Genomic DNA, 18,563 nt, shown 5'->3' on the forward strand with positions numbered 1-18,563 from the left:
CCGAATCGGTTGTTACCAACTCGGTTCAGCGCGCTGCTCCGGGTTTGCCTGCCGCGTTCAGCGGCTGACATGGAAGACATTAGACGAGGGGTGGCGCACCTGCCAAATCCGCTGGTCAGCACCCGATGGGCGCTGCGCGCAGAGGCTTCGCACATACCCGCCGATGACCCTGCCACAGCGGTCGTCGTGGGCAGCGGCCCCAACCGGCTGACCGCCGAAATCCGGCTGGCCCGCGCCGGTCTGGCGGCGACGGACATCGAGGGCACCGAATCGAGGGCCACCCAAACTCCGGTCGCGGCGTGCACGGGATGGCGGGTTTCCAGGCCGCCGAGGCAGCCCTTCGCGAACTCAGTCGATCAACAACGACAGCAGATCGGCCCGGGTGAGCACCCCGGTGGGTTTGCCGTCCTCGACCACCATCACCGCGTCGCATTTCTCGAGCAGCTCGCGAGCCGAACTGACCGGCTCGCCCGCTCCGATCAACGGCAGCGGAGGTTCGAGGTGCTTCCTGACCGCATCGGCCAGGTGCGCGCGCCCGGCGTACAACGCGTCCAGCAGTTCGCGCTCACTCACCGATCCGGCGACCTCGCCCACCACCACCGGCGGCTCGGCGTTGACGACGGGCATCTGAGACACGGCGTACTCGCGCAGGATCATGATCGCGTCGCGCACGGTCTCCGCCGGGTGCGTGTGCACCAACGCGGGCAGGGCGCCGGACTTGCGCGCGAGCGCCTCACCGACGCTCACCTCATCACTTGCGGACAGGAACCCGTAGGACGCCATCCACTCGTCGTCGAAGATCTTGGACAGGTAGCCGCGTCCGCCGTCGGGCAGGAGTACGACGACGATCGCGTCGGCGGGTAGCGTCGCCGCGTGCTTCAGGGCGGCCACGACGGCCATCCCGCAGGAGCCGCCGACCAGCAGACCTTCTTCGCGGGCCAACCGACGGGTCATCGCGAACGACTCGGCGTCGCTGACGGCGATGATCTCGTCCGGCACCTTCGGGTCATAGGCGCGCGGCCACATGTCCTCACCGACGCCTTCGACAAGGTAGGGCCGCCCGGTGCCGCCGGAGTAGACCGAACCCTCGGGGTCGGCCCCGACGATGTGCACCCGGCCGCCCTCACGATCGGCCGAGACGTCGCGCAGGTAGCGGCCCGTGCCGGTGATCGTCCCGCCGGTACCGATGCCCGCGACGAACGAAGTGATCCGGCCGTCAGTGTCGGCCCAGATCTCCGGTCCGGTGGAGTGGTAGTGACTGTTGGGGCCCTCCGGGTTGGAGTACTGGTCCGGCTTCCAGCCGCCCGGGGTTTCCTGGACGAGGCGATCGGACACGCTGTAGTAGCTGTCGGGATCATCCGGCGCGACCGAGGTGGGCGTGACGACGACCTTCGCGCCGTACGCCTTCAGCACGTTGCGCTTGTCCTCGCTGACCTTGTCCGGGCAGACGAAGATGCACTGGTAACCCTTGCGCTGGGCGACCAACGCCAAGCCGACACCGGTGTTACCCGACGTGGGCTCGATGATCGTCCCGCCGGGTTGCAACGCACCGCTGCGCTCGGCGGCCTCGACCATCCGCAGGGCGATCCGGTCCTTGACCGAGCCGCCAGGATTGACGTACTCGACCTTCGCCAGGACCGTGCAGGCGATGCCGTCGGTGACGTGATTGAGCTTGACCAGGGGTGTCGCCGACCAGGTCGGCGATGTGTTCGGCGTACCTCACCCTTGCAGTCTCGCATCCGCACACCGCGGAACCGCACTGTCGGGTCGCTGCGTTAGGTTCCAGGGAGACGCGTACGAGGCGGAGGTGACCCATGGGACGCGCACGACGAGCACAGAAGATCGCCGCGGCGGCTGCGTACGGCGGTGGTCTGGGCGCCGCCGGACTCGCGACCGCGTGGGGCGTGCTGGTCGGGGAGGCCAAGTGGGCGCGCCGCATCGTGGGTACGCCGTGGGGTGAGGGGTTGGAGGATTCCGGCCGGTACGGCGCGGGGCCGGGTGAGCCGCTGCAGATGGTGGTCATCGGCGACTCCTCCGCTCGTGGTCTCGGCGTCGATGCTCCGCACGAGACGGTGGGCGCCATCGTGGCCACTGCCGTAGCCGCCTTCGCCGGCCGACCGGTTGAACTGCACAACTTCTCCGTGGTGGGCGCGGTCTCGGCGGACCTGGCCGAACAGATGAAGCTGGTCCGGGAAGGCCCTGCGCCGCAGCTGGCCGTGATCATGGTGGGCGCGAACGACATCACCAAACGCACACCGCGGGCGGCGGCGGTCCGATCGCTGATCGAGGTGGTCGACGACTTGCGCGAGATCGGCGCCGAGGTGGTGGTCGGCACCTGCCCGGATCTGGGTGTGGTCCGGCCGGTCGCCCAGCCGTTGCGGTTGGTGGCCCAGCGGCTGTCCCGTGACCTCGCTGCCGCGCAGACGGTGGCCGTGGTCGAGCACGGTGGCCGGACGGTCTCCCTGGGCGACCTGTTGGGGCCGGAGTTCAAAGCAACGCCCAAAATCATGTTCTCCGCCGATCAGTTCCACCCTTCACCCGCCGGATACGCCCGTGTCGCGGCGGCATTGCTGCCCAGCGTCCTGGACGCCCTCGGCGAACACACCAACGTCCGGCCGGTGCTGAGCCGGTTGGGGACCGGCGTCCAGCCGGCAGTGAGTCCGGTCAGCGTGGCGGCCAAGCGCGCCGTCAGTCACCCCGGCACCGAAGTGAGTCCGGCCGAGGTCGATGGGTCCGGACGCGGTTCGAGGGGCCGGTGGGCGACATTGCTGCGGCGCTCGTCAGCACCCAGGCCGGCCGAGACAGCGCCGCGAGCCGAGTCCGAAGAGACCGACGCGCCCGATGATCCCGCCGACGGCACCGCCCGAGGTTCCTCGGACGGGACCGAACCGCTACCTGCCGGTAACCAGCCGTAGACTGGACCACACCTGCAACGACGGAGGATCCATGACCGAAGCAGTAATCGTCGCCGCCGCCCGGACCCCGATCGGCCGCGCTTTCAAAGGATCGATGACCACGATCCGCCCCGACGATCTGGCCACCCAGATCGTCCGCGCCGCCCTGGGCCAGGTGCCGCAGCTCGACGCCACGACCATCGACGACCTGTACCTCGGCTGCGCCGAGCCGTGGGCCGAGCAGGGCTCCAACATGGCCCGCGTCGTCTCAGTGCTGGCCGGTCTGGACTCGGTGCCGGGTGCGACCGTGAACCGGTTCTGCGCTTCCTCGGTGCAGACCACCCGGATGGCCGCGCACGCGATCAAGGCCGGTGAGGGCGATGTCTTCATCTCCGCCGGCGTCGAGTGCGTCTCCCGCTACGCCAACTTCTCCGGCGCCGGCGGTACCGCCGCCGACTGGCGCAACCCGCTGTTCGCCGAGGCCATCGCGCGCACCGACGAGACGGCGAAGACCAACGCCACCTGGACCGACCCGCGCCTGGACGGTCTGCTGCCCGACGTCTACATCGCGATGGGCCAGACGGCTGAGAACGTGGCCACCTCCCGCGGTGTGTCCCGTGAGCGACAGGACGAGTGGGGTGTCCGCAGCCAGAACAAGGCCGAGGAAGCCATCAAGTCCGGCTTCTTCGAGCGCGAGATCACCCCGGTCACACTGCCCGACGGCACGGTCGTCAGCACGGACGACGGCCCGCGTGCCGGCGTCACGCTGGAGAAGGTGTCCACCCTGAACCCGGTCTTCCGTGAGAACGGCACCGTGACCGCGGGCAACTGCTGCCCGCTGAACGACGGGGCCGCTGCCCTGGTCGTCATGAGCGACACCAGGGCCAAAGAGCTGGGCATCACTCCGCTGGCCCGCGTGGTCTCCACCGGTGTCACCGGCCTGTCGCCGGAGATCATGGGCCTGGGCCCGGTCGGCGCGGTCAACCAGGCGCTCGAGCGGGCCGGGATGACGATCGGCGACATGGACCTCTACGAGATCAACGAAGCCTTCGCGGCGCAGGTGCTGCCCTCGGCCGACGACCTCAAGATGGACTACGACAAACTCAACATCCACGGCGGTGCGATCGCGCTGGGTCACCCGTTCGGTTCGACCGGCGCCCGCATCACCACCACCCTGCTCAATGGTCTGCGGACCGTCGACGGCACCTTCGGCCTGGAAACGATGTGTGTGGGCGGTGGCCAGGGCATGGCCATCATCTACGAACGCCTGAGCTGAGATAACGCGTGAAGGGCCCGGTCGCAATCAGCGACCGGGCCCCTCATCTTGTCCGGGGTTCATAGCAGCGACTCTTGGATCGCGATTCACCTCAGACGCGTCGATCTGGGTAAATCCCGCTCCAAAAATCGGTGGGATGTGCGTGCTCAGGCAATCATGCGCCGCAGGGCGGTCAGCCGGTCCGCGACCGAGGTGCGGTCCAGACCGGCCTGCAGGGCGTCGTACGTGATGACCCGTAGTTGGTCGACCACGAGCGCCGGGCCCAGATCGGGTACGCCGAGCCGCTGGCGCCCGCAGGCCCTCGCCGTCTCGTCGGCGAGGGCCTGCGTCACGTGATGCACGGCGGGAGCCAGGCCGGCCGCCCGGTCCTGCGGCAACTCGTGCCAGCGGCGGACGATCCGGGCCAATTCGGCCGAGACCGCGTCCGGCACGTCGATCAGTTGTCGCGCATCCGGGCGAACAGGCGCAGCAGCTCGACGTACAGCCAGACCACGGTGACCATCAGTCCGAAGGCCATCAGCCAGGAGTACTTCTCCGGCAGACCGGCCTGCACACCGCGCTGGATGGTGTCGAAGTCGACGGCCAATGAGTAGGCGGCCAGACCGACCGCGAAAACGCTGATCAGGATGCCCCAACCGCTGTTGTTGCCGACTCCCCAACCGGACAGCACTCCGGTCCAGACCAGGATCGCGTTGACGACGGCGAAGAGGACGTAACCGAGCAACGCCATCATGAAGATCTTGCGGGAGCGCTCGGTGACCTTGATGACACCGGTGAAGAACAGCGCGTACATGCCGACGAAGACGCAGAGGGTGGCGATGACCGCCTGGATGACCACGCCGGGGAATGCGTGCTCGAACGTGCGGCTGATGGCCCCGAGGAAGACGCCCTCGACCGCGGCGTAGGCGACGATCAGCGGCGGGGACACCACCTTCTTGAAGGAGATGACGAACACCAGGATCAGACCCAGCACCGCTCCGCCGATCCAGAACGGGACGGTCAGCGAGGGGTTGCGGTCGCACAGGAACCACGCCGCGGCGCCGAAAGCGACCAGGACCGCGAAGAGGCCCAGACTCTTCATGACCACGTCGTTCATCGTCATCCGCCGGGTCTGCGCGGCGGTCGCCGACGGGGAGTTGTACAGGTCCTCGAGGTTCTGCTGGTAGGCCGCGGCACCCGCGGCCGGGGCCTGCGACCACTGGCCCCCGGGCATCCCCGGTTGCTGGGGCTGGGCGTACTGGCCGTACTGCGGTTGACCGATGGAGGCGTATTCGCCCTTGCTCAGGTCTTTGTCGAACCGGTCGAACACCGGATTGCTCGCCATGACGGGATCCCTTCTCGTTGGCTCACACCATTATCTGTGTGGTGCAACGTTTCGGGCGGCCGATCTGTGCCATCCGACCGGTCTCACGCCGATAACGATCGCAGCACCGTGTCCGTGTCGGTGATCTCGATCAGCGGGGCGTAGAGTGCCATCGCGTCCAGCGCCCGCTGGTGGTCGGCCGGGCTCGCACCGGCACAGGCGTCGGCCGCGACCCGGACCTGGACACCCGCATCAGCAGCGGCCAGCGCCGTGGACAACACGCAGCAGTCGGTGCTGACGCCCGCCAGCACGATCGCATCCGGGCGGCCCATGGCCAGGTACGACGCCGCGTCCCACTTACCGAAGGTCGTGCGCTCGATGAGGACGGCGCCGCCCGGCTCGAAGCCGGGCATGAGTTCGTAGTCGGCCTGATCCGGATCGAGAGCGAACGGCCACACCTCGAAATACGGCACCCACGCCCCGGTTACCGGGTCGGGCGGCAGGTAGCGGGTGATCGCCGTACGGTCATCGGGGTACGCCGATCGCAGCCTGAGCGCGTGCGGCTCGGCCTGCGGATACTGACCGGAGGCCCACGGGCTGGGGGTCTGGCGAACACCGCTTGCATGTCGATGAGCATCAACACCTCGCGGCGGCTCACGGCGTGGGCTCCTCGATGTCCAGGTTGGCCTCGGACTCGGGCAACGGGATGTCCTCCTGACGCTGGACGTTGCGCCGGCCCAGGAGCAGGTAGCCCAGGAAACCGATCAGCAGAGCCGCGACGACACCCAGGTTGGCGCCGGCCCAGTCGCCCTCCTTGCCGCCGATCGGGCCCAGGAGGTAGCCCTGCACCCCAGCCACCCGGCGTAGGTGTTGGTGACCAGGCCCCAACCGACGGCGGTGCCGACGACGACCAGGCCAACAGAGATCCAGTTGACGTTGCCGTAGCGGCCGTTCGGGTCGAACAGCTCACGTGAGGCATAGCCCTTGTGTCGCAGCAGCAGGTCGGCGAGGAAGACACCGCACCAGGCCGAGATCGGGACGCCGAGCGTGATCAGGAAGCCCTGGAAGGGGAAGAAGAAGTTGTCGGCGATGAAGACGAAGTAGATGGTGCCCAGGATCATGATCGTGCCGTCGATGCCGGCGGCCACCGGGCGCGGCACCTTCACCCCGACGCTCATCAGCGCCAGCCCGGAGGAGTAGATGTCCAGCACCGCGCCGCCGATCAGGCCGAGGATCGCCACGACCAGGAAGATCAGCAGGAACCAGTTCGGCAGCACCGAGGCCAGCGCGCCGATCGGGTCGTTGTTGATGGCCTGGCCGAGATCCTGGGAGGAGCCGACCAGGAGCAGCCCGATGATCAGCAGGATGACCGGACCGAGTGCGCCGCCGAGCGTGGTCCAGCCGACGACGCCCTTGTTGGACGCGCTGCTGGGTAGGTACCGCGAGTAATCACCGGCGGCGTTGACCCAGCCCAAACCGAATCCGGTGGCCATGAAGATGGCCCCACCGATCACCTGCGGCGCTCCCCCGGCCGGGATGGCGCTGACGGTGGACCAGTGGATCTGGTCGACGACCAGGATGACGTAGACGATCGTGAGTACGCCCGTGATGATGGTGATCCACTGCTGCAGCTTCATCACGAAGTCGAAGCCGATGACCCCGCCGCCCACGATCAGCGCCGCCACGACGATCATCGCGATGATCTTGGTCGCGTTGCCGTCGCTCCAGCCGAGCTCCTTGAACACCGTGCTGGTGGCCAGCACCGCCAGGGAGCAGAGCACGGTTTCCCAGCCGACCGTCAGCAGCCAGGAGATCAGTGACGGGAGCCGGTTGCCGTTGACCCCGAATGCTGCTCGCGACAACGTCATGGTCGGCGCATGCCCGCGTTTGCCGGACAACGCGACCAGCCCGCACAGGAAGAACGACACGAGGATGCCCAGTACGCCGACGATCACCGCCTGCCAGAAGGAGACCTTGAAGTTCAGCAGGTAGGCACCGTAGGCGATGCCCAGGACCGAGATGTTCGCTGCGAACCACGGCCAGAAGAGCTCTCGCGGCTGCCCTTTGTGCTCGGCGTCCGGGACGGTGTTGATGCCGTTCTGCTCAACGCTGAGGGCGGACTCGGTGGCGGGCTGGGTCATGGGGCTGCCCTTTCTTTGGATCGCTGAGCTGAACGCTAGCGGTCTCCGGCGGCCGGCGGGGTCAGGTCGGACGAGCCGCGCCGACACTCACATAACCGTCGATTTTCGACCCGTTCTGCACATAGCCCTGCTCTGGTTCTAGAAGCCCACGGCCGAACTTAGCTCAATACTCGCCGATCACGATCTTGTGCTGCTTCATCATGGTCGCGAACGCACCCGGCTTGCTCATCAATTCGTCCATATTGACCGGCACGATCTGCCAGGAGACGCCAAACTGGTCCTTGCACCACCCGCATTGTTCGGCCTCCGGAACGTGCGAGAGGCCGGCCCAGAAGTGGTCGATACCGTCCTGGCCGTGCGGGGAGACGCTCAACGAGACACCTTCGGTGAAGGTGAATGCGTGCTCCACCGGCGAATCCATCGCGACGAACCACTGGTCGCCGAGGGTGAAGTCCCCGTACAACAGCGAGCCGGCGGCGGCGTTGCCCTCAGCCTCGGGGCGCGTCACGATCTGTCCCGGGTGAGAACCCTCGAACAGACTGCCCCAGTAAGCAATTGCTTCCTGAGCCCGGCCGGTGACCGCTCCGCTGAACAGGAAGCTGGGCATGATGTGCGGACGCAGGTCGCCCTCCGGATCGGTCAGCATCAGCTGCCAGCTCACGCCGTACTTGTCATCGACCCAGCCGTAATGCGGGCTGAACGGGTACTCCCCCACTTCCATCAGCACCTGCCCGCCGTCGCTGAGCGCAGCCCAGACCCGGTCCAGCGATCCCCGCGCGTCGGGGTCCCTGGACAGGTCGAAGTTGACCATGAAGGAAAGCGCCGGGGTCGGGCGGAACTGCGGGCCGCCGTTGAGACCGATGAACGAGAGCCCGGCCAACTCGAAATCTACGGTGAGGACCGTTCCCGCGCGGTCGAGTTGGAAGTCGGCCAGTCCGTCGTTGGCGGAGGCCGGGTAGTCGACGGTGCGGACGATCCGCGAGTCGGGGAACAGCGAAACGTAGAGCTCGGCGGCCCCTACCGCGTCACTGTCGAACCAGATACAGGGGGTGATGTTGGGCATGACCGGAGCTCCTTCGCCTCGGGCTTTCCAGCCTGCCAGGAACCGGTCGTTCTGGCACCCCCTGCGCCGTCGCGGGGTGCTGCTCTGGGCGTGACGTCCGCTCCTATCCACCCTCGCCGGCGGTGGCACTGCCGTGTGACAGATCCACCAGCTCCTGGAGCTGTTTCTCGATGTAGTGCTGGCGGTCGGGCATGTCGGCGGGCAGGTTTGCCTGAGAGTACGGAATGAGGACGTGATCCATGATCCGGAGCACTTCCTGTCGATGTTCGGAAGGAAGCTGCTCCAGAAACAGGCCGCCGAAATTATTCTTGATGATGAAACGCAGATCGTGTGCCAGTTCTGCATCCGCGGTATTGCGGGCAATGACCTCCAGCACCCAGTCGAAAGACCACGACGCATTCGACCATCCGCGCCCATCCTCGAAGAAAATAGCTCCGGCCATCACATTCCGCCTACGTCAGATCTCCCGACTACTTTCGTGCGGGTTCGAGTACGGAAGTCCTGGTGCCCTCGACGGGACTCGAACCCGCACTCGAGCGATTTTAAGTCGCCTGCCTCTGCCGATTGGGCTACGAGGGCGGGCTTAGCGTACGACGAGTGGGGCCTATCCCTGAACGCCGCAGCAACCGTCGGCCCACCACTGCGGCAGCGCCGCAAGCGCCTCGTCGCCCAGAGGGTTGACGCCCGGGCCGGCAGCCAGCGAGTGCGCGACGAGGACGTGCAGGCATTTGACGCGATCGGGCATGCCGCCGGCCGAGATGCCCTCGATCTCCGGGACATCGCCCAGCTCGGCCCGTCGGCGCAGGTAGTCCTCGTGCGCCGCGCGGTAGGCCGCGGCCAGCTCGGGGTGCTCCTGCAGGCGTTGGGTCATCTCGCGCATCAGACCACTGGCCTCCAGCGTGCTGATCGCACCGGTCAACCGGGGACAGGTGGCGTAGAAAGTCGTCGGGAACGGCGTGCCGCCCGGCAGTCGCGGCAGCGTCCGGACAACGGCCGGGCAGCCGCAGGGGCAGCGTGCGGCGATCGCGACCACACCGCGCGGGGCACGACCCAGCTGCTGCTCGACCGCAGCGAGGTCCTCATCGGAAACGGTCATTTGCGGGTGGCAGCGCCTTGGACCGAGGACCACAACTGGTCGTACCACGGCTGCGTCGGCTTGGCTGCCACGACATCGGTGCCCGCGGACTGGCGCGCCTGACCGTTCTTGTCCACCGTGACCGTCAGGGTTTGCCCCGGTTTGACGAAACCAAGACGCGACTCGGCTTGCTGCTCAACGTATTTCGGGTCGTTCCACTGCTTGAGCTGGGACTGTTTGGCCGCGATGTCCTGCTCCTGGGCATCGACCTGCGCCTGCGCCTGGTTGATCTGCGAGCGCTGGCTGAGGTAGCCGCGGACCGTGGGGGTCAGCAGCACCGCGAGGAACAGCAGCAGGGCGCCGATTCCGACCATCCGCCGCATCGAACGAGGCGTGCGCCCGGGGGTGGGCGCCGGCGCAGACACGGAGGCGGGTTTCACGGCGGGACGGGTGGGCGGCGTACCGGAACGGGGTCGACTGGAGGGCCGCGACGCGCTCTTGCCCGTGCGGCGCTGACTGCTCGGACCGGCACTCACCACCATCAGAATGTACGACGGCGGCTGGGTCTGGCCGAAAAGGCGCGCGGACCCTCGGATGTTATTGACGCCGTAGCGACCTGGATCCGCAGATCCGAGGTCGCTACGGCGTCGGAAAGAGGGTGCAGCGGGTCAGCCCTTGAAACGCGGGAACGCGCTGCGCCCGGCGTAGACCGCGGCGTCGTCGAGTTCCTCCTCGATGCGCAGCAGCTGGTTGTACTTGGCGACGCGCTCACTGCGGGCCGGGGCACCGCTCTTGATCTGACCGCAGCCGACTGCGACTGCGAGATCGGAGATGAACGTGTCCTCGGTCTCGCCCGAACGGTGCGACATCATGCAGCGATAGCCGTTGGACTGGGCCAGGGTCACCGCATCGATGGTCTCGGTGAGCGAACCGATCTGGTTGACCTTCACCAGCAGCGCATTGGCGGTGCCGGTGTCGATCCCCTTGGCGATCCGCTCAGGGTTGGTGACGAAGAGGTCGTCGCCGACGATCTGCACCTGGTCGCCGATCTGGTCGGTGAGGGTCTTCCAGCCGTCCCAGTCGTCCTCGTCCAGCGGGTCCTCGATGGAGACCAGCGGGTAGGACGCCAGCAACTCCTCGTAGTAGGCCGACATCTGCTCGGCCGTCTTCTTCTCGCCCTCGAAGGTGTACTTGCCCTTGTCGTAGAACTCGCTGGCCGCTACGTCCAGGGCGAGCGCGATGTCCTCGCCCGGCTTGTAACCGGCCTTCTTGATCGCCTCGAGGATCAGGTCCAGCGCCGCCCGGTTGGACTCCAGGTTGGGTGCAAAACCGCCCTCGTCGCCGAGGCCGGTCGCCAGGCCCTTGTCGTGCAGCACGCCCTTGAGCGCGTGATACACCTCGGCGCCCCAGCGCAGCGCCTCGCGGAAGCTGGCCGCACCGATGGGGGCGATCATGAATTCCTGGATGTCGACGTTGGAGTCGGCGTGCGAGCCACCGTTGAGGATGTTCATCATCGGCACCGGCAGCAGGTGCGCGTTCGGGCCGCCGAGGTAGCGGAACAGCGGCAGACCGGCCGAATCGGCGGCGGCCTTGGCCACGGCCAGGGAGACGCCGAGGATGGCGTTGGCGCCGAGCTTGCCCTTGTTGGGGGTGCCGTCGAGCTCGATCATCTCCTGGTCGACGAGGCGCTGCTCGCTGCCGTCGAAGCCGAGCAGGTGCGGTGCGATGTCTTCGGTGACCGCGTCGACGGCATCCTGAACGCCCTTGCCGCCGTAGCGCTTCTTGTCTCCGTCGCGTCGCTCGACCGCTTCGAACGCACCGGTCGAGGCGCCGGAAGGCACGGCAGCGCGACCCACGATGCCGTCGTCGAGCAGGACCTCCACTTCGACCGTCGGATTGCCGCGGGAGTCGAGGATTTCACGCGCAATGATGCCGTCGATGCTGGCCACTGGATCTCCTGAGTGTGAGGGTTGCACGGGCTGTTTCGAGACTAACGCGTGACCGATGGGTAACAACCGGGCCGGCAGGCTTTTGAGACGTGCGCTCACCCGGCGAGCAACCCGCGGGCGGCTAGCGCCGGGCGTACGCCTTCGCCGACGTGGTAGGCCTCTTCGAGGTGGGGGTAGCCGCTGAGGATGAACTCCTCCAGCCCGAGGGCGTGGTACTCGCCGATCCGGTCGGCGACGTCGCCGTAGGAGCCCACGAGCGCCGTACCCGCGCCGCCGCGCACCAGGCCGATGCCGGCCCACAGGTTGGGGTAGATCTCCAGATGGTCCAGACGGCCGCCGTGCAGCGCCGTCATCCGCCGCTGGCCCTCGGACTGGGCGCCGGACTGCGCGGCCTGCGCCGTGGCGACCTGCGCCGGGTCCAAGCCGGCCAGCAGGCGATCGGCGACCTGCCAGGCCTCCTCGGCGGTGGGTCGGGCGATGACGTGCAGGCGGATCCCGAATCGAGGCGACCGGTCGTAGCGGGCGGCGGCCAGCCGCACCCGGTCCAGCTTCTCGGTGACCTGCTCCGGCGGCTCGCCCCAGGTCAGGTAGACGTCGCTGTGTTGCGCCGCGACGTCGATCGCGGCCGCCGACGATCCGCCGAAGTAGATGTCGGGGCGGTGCAGCTCACCGGGCAGCACGGCGCCCTCGACCCACAGGTGCCGGCCATGGAACGTGACCGGCTCGCCGGTGAACAGCGCCCTCAGAACGTGCAGGAACTCGCCGGTGCGGGCGTAGCGAGCGTCCTTGTCGAGCGCGTCGCCGAACCGGCGCTGCTCCACGTCCTCACCCCCGGTCACGACGTTCAGCAAGAGCCGTCCGCCCGTGACGCGCTGGTAGGTGGCGGCCATCTGGGCGGCCAGGGTGGGACTGAGTACGCCGGGCCGGAAGGCCACGAGGTAGCGCAGCCGTCGAGCCTCCTGGCTGAGCGCGGCCGTCGTGACCCACGCGTCCTCACACGCGCTGGAGGTAGGAGTCAGTGCGGCGTCGAAGCCGAGTTGCTCTGCGGCGCGGGCGATCTGACCGAGGTATTCGAGGGTGGGCGGGCGATTGGTGACCGGCGACGTCGCGCGCGAACCCGCGCTGCCGCTGACCGCACTGACCGCGTCACCGAGGCTCAGATCCGTCCGCGAATCGCCGTTCGTAGGCAGGAACCAGTGCAGCCGGACCGTCATACCCGACAACTTTAGTAGGTTTTGCGCGACCTGTTGTGCCGTCCCCCGGGCGCGTCAGACGGCCGGGCCGGCGAGGCTGCGCAGGGCGTCCCGTAGGGCCGCATCCGCGCTGACGCCAGCCGCCCGCGCCCGCGCCACCAGCGCCAGGAGCGCACCGCCCAGATCGTCGCCGGGGGTGACGTCGACGCCACGACGCGCGGCCCGGTCCAGCACCTTCTGCGCTATCAGCAGGCTCGACAGCGACACCGGGATCCCGGCCAGCAGATCGTCCGCACCGCGCTCCGGTTTCTCTGCCGCTTTGATCTGCTCCCACGCCGCCTCGACCTCTTCGGGCGTCTGCGCCGAGCCGTCGGCAAAGACGTGCGGGTGCCGGCGGACCAGTTTGGCAACGAGGCCGGCAGCGACATCGTCTATGTCCCAGGGGTTTTCGGCTTCCTCACCGATCCGGGAATGGAAGAGCACCTGCAGGAGCACGTCGCCGAGCTCTTCGATGAGATGTTCCGTCGAGCCGGTCTCGATCGCTTCGACCGTCTCGTGCGCCTCTTCCAGGAGGTACTTGGTCAGCGACTCGTGAGTCTGCTTCGCATCCCATGGACAACCGCCGGGCGACCGCAACGCGTCCATCGCGGCCACCGCATCGAGCAGCCGGCCCCCGGCGGATCCCAGGAGCCCACGAGCACCTCGACCTCGGGCGGCTCGTCCAGCGCCGACAACTCCTGAGCCAGGGCGTCGGTCAGACCCGGGTCGCCGTCGGGGGAACCAACCCACACCACGTCGTACGTCGATCGCGCCAGTTCGCGCGCATCGGGGGCTCCCGCTCTGACCTGGATCCCGGACGCCGCGACGGCGGCGGTCGTCGGGTCGTCCAGGTCGGCGGCTCTCACCACCTGCGCGTTCGACAGAGCGGCCCACGCGTCGCGGGTCAGCAACCCGGCCGGCAGACGCGGGCTGGTGACCAGCAGCGTCAGCCGGGGCACGGGATCAGGAAGCGGCGGGTGCCGGCGACGCGGAGATCCAGTTCGGCGCGACGCTCGTCGGGCCGACACCCTTCTGCCAGGTGCCGTAGCGCGGGTTGAGTTGCACGTCCGCGGTGTTGATCAGGTTGGCGAGGGCGGGCTGACCCTGCTGGCTGGAGCGCAACGCCTGGAAGTCCATGCTCGACTGGACGACGCTGATCGCGGACGTCGACGGGTTCTTCACCGTTGCGGGGAAGGCCGCCTTGGCCTGCGCGGCGGAGGTCGCGACGCCGTACTTGCCGGCCAGCTTCGACAACTGCGGGTTGAGGGCTAAGAACACCGCAGCCGACTGGGAGTCGAACTCGGCGTTGACCTTGCGCACATCGATCAGGGCGTCCTGCACCTGGTCGTTGGTGACGGTCGTGCCGTCGTAGCGGGCGGCGACGTAGCCGTTCTGGACCAGACTGTTGGAACCGCAGCCGCTCAGCGCCATCGCGCCGGCCGCCATCGTCGCCGCCACTGCCAGCTTCATCTTCGCGCCCATCACACCCTGCATCATGCCAAAAGGACCTGTTCGATGAGCTGGGTGGCCCAGTGCAGGATCTCGGTGTCTCGCAGCGGCTCCCCGCCGACCGGTGCGGTGCGCGGCATCGGGACCAGGATCTGCTGCATCGCTTCCTTGACCATGGTGCCCTTGTAGAGCCGCTCCAACCGCAGCTGCTGGCTCTCGCGCAGCGCGACCGGGCTGAACCGGACGAATTTGCCCTGCACCGCGACATCGCCGATCCCGGCCTTGCGGGCGACGGTACGCAGCCGGGCCACCTCGAACAGGTTGCGTACCGGCTCGGGGGCTCGCCGTACCTGTCCTTCAACTCAGCGCCGATCTCCTCCAGGGCGCTGACGTCCTCGACGGTCGCCAGCTTCTTGTACGCCTCCAGGCGCAACCGCTCGCCGGGGATGTAGTCGTGCGGCAGGTGCGCGTCGACCGGCAACTCGATCTTGATCTCGACCGGCTGGGTGTTCTCCTCGCCGCGGAAGTCGGCCACGGCCTCACCGACCATGCGCACATAGAGGTCGAACCCGACACCGGCGATGTGCCCGGACTGCTCTCCGCCCAGCAGGTTGCCCGCACCGCGGATCTCCAGGTCCTTCATCGCCACGGCCATGCCGGCACCGAGGTCGGTGTGACTGGCGATGGTCTGCAACCGGTCGGTGGCGGTCTCGGTCAGCGGCTTCTCACCCGGGTAGAGGAAGTAGGAGTAGGCGCGCTCGCGGCCGCGGCCCACCCGGCCGCGCAACTGGTGCAGCTGGGACAGCCCGAGGCGGTCCGCGCTCTCGACGATGAGGGTGTTGGCATTGGAGATGTCCAGGCCGGTCTCGACGATCGTCGTGCAGACCAGCACGTCTGCCCGCCGCTCCCAGAAGTCGACGACCACGTCCTCGAGGCGGTGCTCGGACATCTTGCCGTGGGCGGTGACCACGCGGGCATCCGGCACGAGTTCGCGGATCCGGGAGGCGGTCTTCTCGATCGATTGCACCTTGTTGTGCACGTAGAAGACCTGACCCTCGCGCATCAGCTCCCGCTTGATCGCGGCGGCGACCTGCTGCTCCTGGTAGGCACCGACAAAGGTCAGGACCGGGTGTCGCTCCTCGGGAGGCGTTGCGAGAGTGGACATCTCGCGGATTCCGGTGACGGCCATCTCCAAGGTCCGCGGGATCGGGGTTGCCGACATGGCCAGCACATCGACCGCCGTGCGCAAGGCCTTGAGCTGCTCCTTGTGCTCCACACCGAAGCGCTGCTCCTCATCGATCACCACCAGCCCGAGGTCCTTGAACTTCACCTCGTTGCCGAGCAACCGGTGCGTGCCGATCACGATGTCGACGACCCCGGAGGCCACGCCCTCGATGACCTCCTTGGCCTCCTTGTCGCTCTGGAAGCGGGACAACGCCTTGACGGTGACCGGGAACCCGGCGTACCGCTCGCTGAAGGTCTGCACGTGCTGTTTGACCAGCAGGGTCGTCGGGACCAGGACGGCGACCTGCTTGCCATCCTGGACCGCCTTGAACGCCGCGCGTACGGCGATCTCGGTCTTGCCGTATCCGACGTCACCGCAGATCAACCGGTCCATCGGGACCGGCTTCTCCATGTCGGCTTTGACCTCGTCGATGCTGGAGAGCTGGTCGGGAGTCTCGACGTAGGCGAACGCATCCTCCAGCTCCCGCTGCCAGGGCGTGTCCGGGCTGAACGCGTAGCCGGAGGTGGCCATGCGCGCGCTGTAGAGGCGGATCAGCTCCGCGGCGATCTGCCGCACGTGCCGACGAGCCCGGGATTTCGTTGCCTGCCAGTCGGATCCACCGAGTTTGTTGACCGACGGAGCCTCGCCGCCGACGTAGCGCGTGACCTGGTCGAGCTGGTCGGTTGGCACGAACAGCCGGTCACCGGGCTGACCGCGCTTCGACGGGGCGTACTCCAGCACCAGGTATTCGCGGGTCGCACCCTGCACGGTGCGCTGGACCATCTCCACGAACTTGCCGACACCGTGCTGCTCGTGCACCACGAAGTCGCCCGGGCGCAGCTGCAGCGGATCGACGACGTTGCGCCGCTTGGCCGGCATCCGGCGCATGTCCTTGGTGGAGCCTTCGGCGCCGGTTCCGCCGGTCAGGTCCGCTTCGGTGAGGACCACCAATTGACTACTGGGTAGGGAGAATCCGGGTCCGAGGCAGCCGGTGGACAGCTCGATCGAACCGGGTGTCAGGTCACCGAGACCGCGGGTGGCCAGGTCGTGCTCGGCCAGCACCTCGGTGATCCGCCGGCCCAGCCCGGGGCCCTCGGTGACGATCAGCACACGTTGCCCGTCCGCGACGTACTCGCGCAGGTCGTGGATCGCTGACTCGGTGTTTCCCCGGTAGGCCGCAACCGGCGTACTGCCGAGATTGACTCTCTCACCGGGCAATTCGTCCTCAGTGAAGGCGATCAGGTCCTCGTCCGTCGCGAAGGAGGCGAAGGACCACCAGGGTCGTCCGGTCTTCAGGGCGTGCTCGCGCAACTCCTGCAGGGTCCAGTACGACGCGCTGCCGAGCACCGCGCGCAGGTCCACCGGGACCTGGTTGCCGGCCGCCGCGTTGCCCCAGCTGGCCTCCAGGAACTCCTCGCTGGTCGCGACGAGGTCGTGGGCCCGCGTGCGCACCCGCTCGTGGTCGCACAGGATCACGTGGGTGCCCGGTCGCAGTACGTCGAGCAGGGTCTCCATCTGCGAGCCCAGCAGAGCGGGGGCCAGGGACTCCATCCCTTCCACCGCAATGCCTTCGGCGACCTTGTGCAGCATGTCGGCGACACCCGGCAACTGGTCCGCAAGCGCGCGGGCCCGGTCGCGGACGGCGTCGGTCAGCAGCAGTTCGCGGCACGGCGGCGCCCACAGGCCACCCTCGGCGATCTCCATGCTGCGCTGGTCGGCGACCTTGAAGTAGCGCACTTCCTCGACGGTGTCGCCCCAGAACTCCACACGCAGGGGGTGCTGCTCGGTCGGCGGGAAGACATCGAGAATGCCTCCGCGGACAGCGAATTCGCCCCGTCGCTCGACCAGGTCGGTGCGGGTGTAGGCCGCCGCGGCCAGCCGCGCGACGACGTCGGACAGGTCCGCGTCCTGCCCGGCTGCCAACGCGACGGGCTCCAGGTCGCCCAAACCCTTGGCGATCGGCTGCAGGAGCGCACGCACGCTCGCGACGACGACATCGACCGGGCCGTGGTCGGGTGAAGGGTGTGCGAGCCGGCGCAGGACGGACAGCCGCTTGCCGACGGTGTCGCTGCGCGGGCTGAGCCGCTCATGCGGAAGGGTCTCCCAGCTGGGGAACTCCGCGATGCGCTCGGCAGGCAGGAAGGAGCGCAGCGCGGTCGCCAGGTCGTCTGCTTCCCGGCCCGTGGCGGTCACCGCGAGGATCGGCACCCCGGTCTCACCACCGGCGAGGACGGCGAGCAGCGGCGCCCGCAGACCGGGGGCGGTCGCGACGTCGACGATGTCGGCATTGAGATGGCTCAGCGTGCGCTGCACTCCGGCGTCGGAGCGCAGCAGCGTCAGCAGCGGGTCGAGAGTCACGAGCGGGTTGATCCTCCAGCGTGCACGGTGTTCTGCGCGTCGGTCAGTCCGCGCTCGATCAGTAGCTGCGTCGCATCGGCTGCTTCGTCCAGTACGAACGGCAGTTCCTTGCGCTCGGCCGAGTTGAAGTCCTTCAGCACGAAGGCCGCCGGGTCCATCCGGCCCGGTGGGCGCCCGATGCCGACACGCACCCGCAGGTAGTCCCTGGTGCCCAGTGCCGAGGTGATGGATCGCAGCCCGTTGTGGCCGCCTTCTCCCCCGCCGCGCTTGAGCCGGATCGCGCCGGCATCGATGTCGAGCTCGTCGTGGATGACGATGATCTGCTCGGCCGGCACCTTGAAGAAATCGGCCAATCCTTTGACGGCAGCGCCGGATTCGTTCATGTACGTCGTGGGGACGGCAATGACTGCGGGCGGCCCGGAGGTGCCGGGCCGCCCGAGTCGAATGCTGGCGGCGCGAGCACGCGCCTTGTGGGCGCGTAGCGTCGCGTCGTAACGACTCGCGAGTTCGTCGATGACCATCGCACCGACGTTGTGCCGGTTGCCGGCGTACGTCGATCCGGGGTTACCGAGCCCGACGATCAACCAGGGGCTCACCA

17 protein-coding genes, 1 tRNA gene and 2 pseudogenes are annotated in these 18,563 nt (G+C 68.0%); 2 read left to right on the top strand and 18 right to left on the bottom strand.

All coding sequences use genetic code 11. The annotated features are described in order from the left end of the window. Window positions 1-348 precede the first annotated feature (348 nt). Window positions 349-1,723 (bottom strand): annotated as a pseudogene (locus tag ACFQBT_RS14685) (cystathionine beta-synthase). A gap of 91 nt (window positions 1,724-1,814) precedes the next feature. Here ACFQBT_RS14685 and ACFQBT_RS14690 point away from each other — a divergent pair. Both ACFQBT_RS14690 and ACFQBT_RS14695 read left to right on the top strand, forming a co-directional pair. Then, window positions 1,815-2,915 carry an SGNH/GDSL hydrolase family protein gene (locus tag ACFQBT_RS14690; protein ID WP_377823748.1) on the top strand — a complete coding sequence of 367 codons (1,101 nt, stop codon included), beginning with the start codon at window positions 1,815-1,817 and terminating at the stop codon, window positions 2,913-2,915. Between the two features lie 31 nt (window positions 2,916-2,946). Continuing rightward, window positions 2,947-4,170: an acetyl-CoA C-acetyltransferase gene (locus ACFQBT_RS14695; protein WP_377823750.1), complete on the top strand. Its 1,224-nt coding sequence runs from the start codon at window positions 2,947-2,949 to the stop codon at window positions 4,168-4,170. Window positions 4,171-4,316: 146 nt separating this feature from the next. Here ACFQBT_RS14695 and ACFQBT_RS14700 read toward each other — a convergent pair whose 3' ends face one another. The 17 genes and pseudogenes from ACFQBT_RS14700 to pth all read right to left on the bottom strand — a co-directional run bounded on the left by ACFQBT_RS14700 (window position 4,317) and on the right by pth (window position 18,561). Then, complete coding sequence (locus ACFQBT_RS14700) at window positions 4,317-4,601, bottom strand: hypothetical protein (RefSeq protein ID WP_377823752.1); 285 nt, start codon at window positions 4,599-4,601, stop codon at window positions 4,317-4,319. Between the two features lie 5 nt (window positions 4,602-4,606). Next, window positions 4,607-5,494: a Bax inhibitor-1/YccA family protein gene (locus ACFQBT_RS14705; protein WP_377823754.1), complete on the bottom strand. Its 888-nt coding sequence runs from the start codon at window positions 5,492-5,494 to the stop codon at window positions 4,607-4,609. An 83-nt stretch (window positions 5,495-5,577) separates the two neighbouring features. After that, a complete protein-coding gene (locus tag ACFQBT_RS14710) occupies window positions 5,578-5,946 on the bottom strand; it encodes a cysteine hydrolase family protein (RefSeq protein ID WP_377823756.1) in 369 nt (122 codons plus the stop codon). 181 nt (window positions 5,947-6,127) lie between these two features. Then, entirely contained in the window at window positions 6,128-6,322 is a 195-nt protein-coding gene (locus ACFQBT_RS14715; protein WP_377823758.1) for a hypothetical protein, read from the bottom strand. Next, window positions 6,238-7,614 carry a purine-cytosine permease family protein gene (locus ACFQBT_RS14720; RefSeq protein ID WP_377823760.1) on the bottom strand — a complete coding sequence of 459 codons (1,377 nt, stop codon included), beginning with the start codon at window positions 7,612-7,614 and terminating at the stop codon, window positions 6,238-6,240. Before ACFQBT_RS14720 ends, ACFQBT_RS14715 begins: the two co-directional genes overlap by 85 nt. A 163-nt stretch (window positions 7,615-7,777) precedes the next feature. Then, window positions 7,778-8,677: a VOC family protein gene (locus ACFQBT_RS14725; RefSeq protein WP_377823762.1), complete on the bottom strand. Its 900-nt coding sequence runs from the start codon at window positions 8,675-8,677 to the stop codon at window positions 7,778-7,780. Window positions 8,678-8,780: 103 nt separating this feature from the next. Next, window positions 8,781-9,119 carry a hypothetical protein gene (locus ACFQBT_RS14730; RefSeq protein WP_377823764.1) on the bottom strand — a complete coding sequence of 113 codons (339 nt, stop codon included), beginning with the start codon at window positions 9,117-9,119 and terminating at the stop codon, window positions 8,781-8,783. 60 nt (window positions 9,120-9,179) lie between these two features. Beyond that, window positions 9,180-9,256, bottom strand: a tRNA-Leu gene (locus tag ACFQBT_RS14735). A gap of 25 nt (window positions 9,257-9,281) precedes the next feature. Further along, entirely contained in the window at window positions 9,282-9,773 is a 492-nt protein-coding gene (locus ACFQBT_RS14740) for a DUF501 domain-containing protein (RefSeq protein WP_377823765.1), read from the bottom strand. Next, window positions 9,770-10,192, bottom strand: a complete 423-nt coding sequence (locus tag ACFQBT_RS14745) for an FtsB family cell division protein (protein WP_377823767.1) — start codon at window positions 10,190-10,192, stop codon at window positions 9,770-9,772. Before ACFQBT_RS14745 ends, ACFQBT_RS14740 begins: the two co-directional genes overlap by 4 nt. A gap of 228 nt (window positions 10,193-10,420) precedes the next feature. After that, complete coding sequence (gene eno / locus ACFQBT_RS14750) at window positions 10,421-11,701, bottom strand: phosphopyruvate hydratase (protein WP_377823769.1); 1,281 nt, start codon at window positions 11,699-11,701, stop codon at window positions 10,421-10,423. A 95-nt stretch (window positions 11,702-11,796) separates the two neighbouring features. After that, window positions 11,797-12,915, bottom strand: coding sequence for an LLM class flavin-dependent oxidoreductase (locus ACFQBT_RS14755; RefSeq protein ID WP_377823771.1), 1,119 nt, complete (start codon window positions 12,913-12,915; stop codon window positions 11,797-11,799). A gap of 54 nt (window positions 12,916-12,969) precedes the next feature. Continuing rightward, a complete protein-coding gene (locus ACFQBT_RS14760) occupies window positions 12,970-13,539 on the bottom strand; it encodes a MazG family protein (protein ID WP_377823773.1) in 570 nt (189 codons plus the stop codon). After that, window positions 13,476-13,892 carry a hypothetical protein gene (locus ACFQBT_RS14765; RefSeq protein ID WP_377823774.1) on the bottom strand — a complete coding sequence of 139 codons (417 nt, stop codon included), beginning with the start codon at window positions 13,890-13,892 and terminating at the stop codon, window positions 13,476-13,478. Before ACFQBT_RS14765 ends, ACFQBT_RS14760 begins: the two co-directional genes overlap by 64 nt. A 4-nt stretch (window positions 13,893-13,896) precedes the next feature. Continuing rightward, window positions 13,897-14,415 (bottom strand): hypothetical protein, encoded by a 519-nt coding sequence (locus ACFQBT_RS14770; protein ID WP_377823775.1) that lies wholly within the window; start codon window positions 14,413-14,415, stop codon window positions 13,897-13,899. A gap of 11 nt (window positions 14,416-14,426) precedes the next feature. Beyond that, window positions 14,427-17,965: pseudogene (gene mfd, locus ACFQBT_RS14775) on the bottom strand (transcription-repair coupling factor). Next, window positions 17,962-18,561: an aminoacyl-tRNA hydrolase gene (gene pth, locus ACFQBT_RS14780; RefSeq protein WP_377823777.1), complete on the bottom strand. Its 600-nt coding sequence runs from the start codon at window positions 18,559-18,561 to the stop codon at window positions 17,962-17,964. The pseudogene mfd and the gene pth overlap by 4 nt, the downstream one beginning before the upstream one ends. Window positions 18,562-18,563: the final 2 nt, after the last annotated feature.

The sequence above is a fragment of the Branchiibius cervicis genome, from assembly GCF_042661605.1.
GTDB lineage: Bacteria > Actinomycetota > Actinomycetes > Actinomycetales > Dermatophilaceae > Branchiibius > Branchiibius cervicis.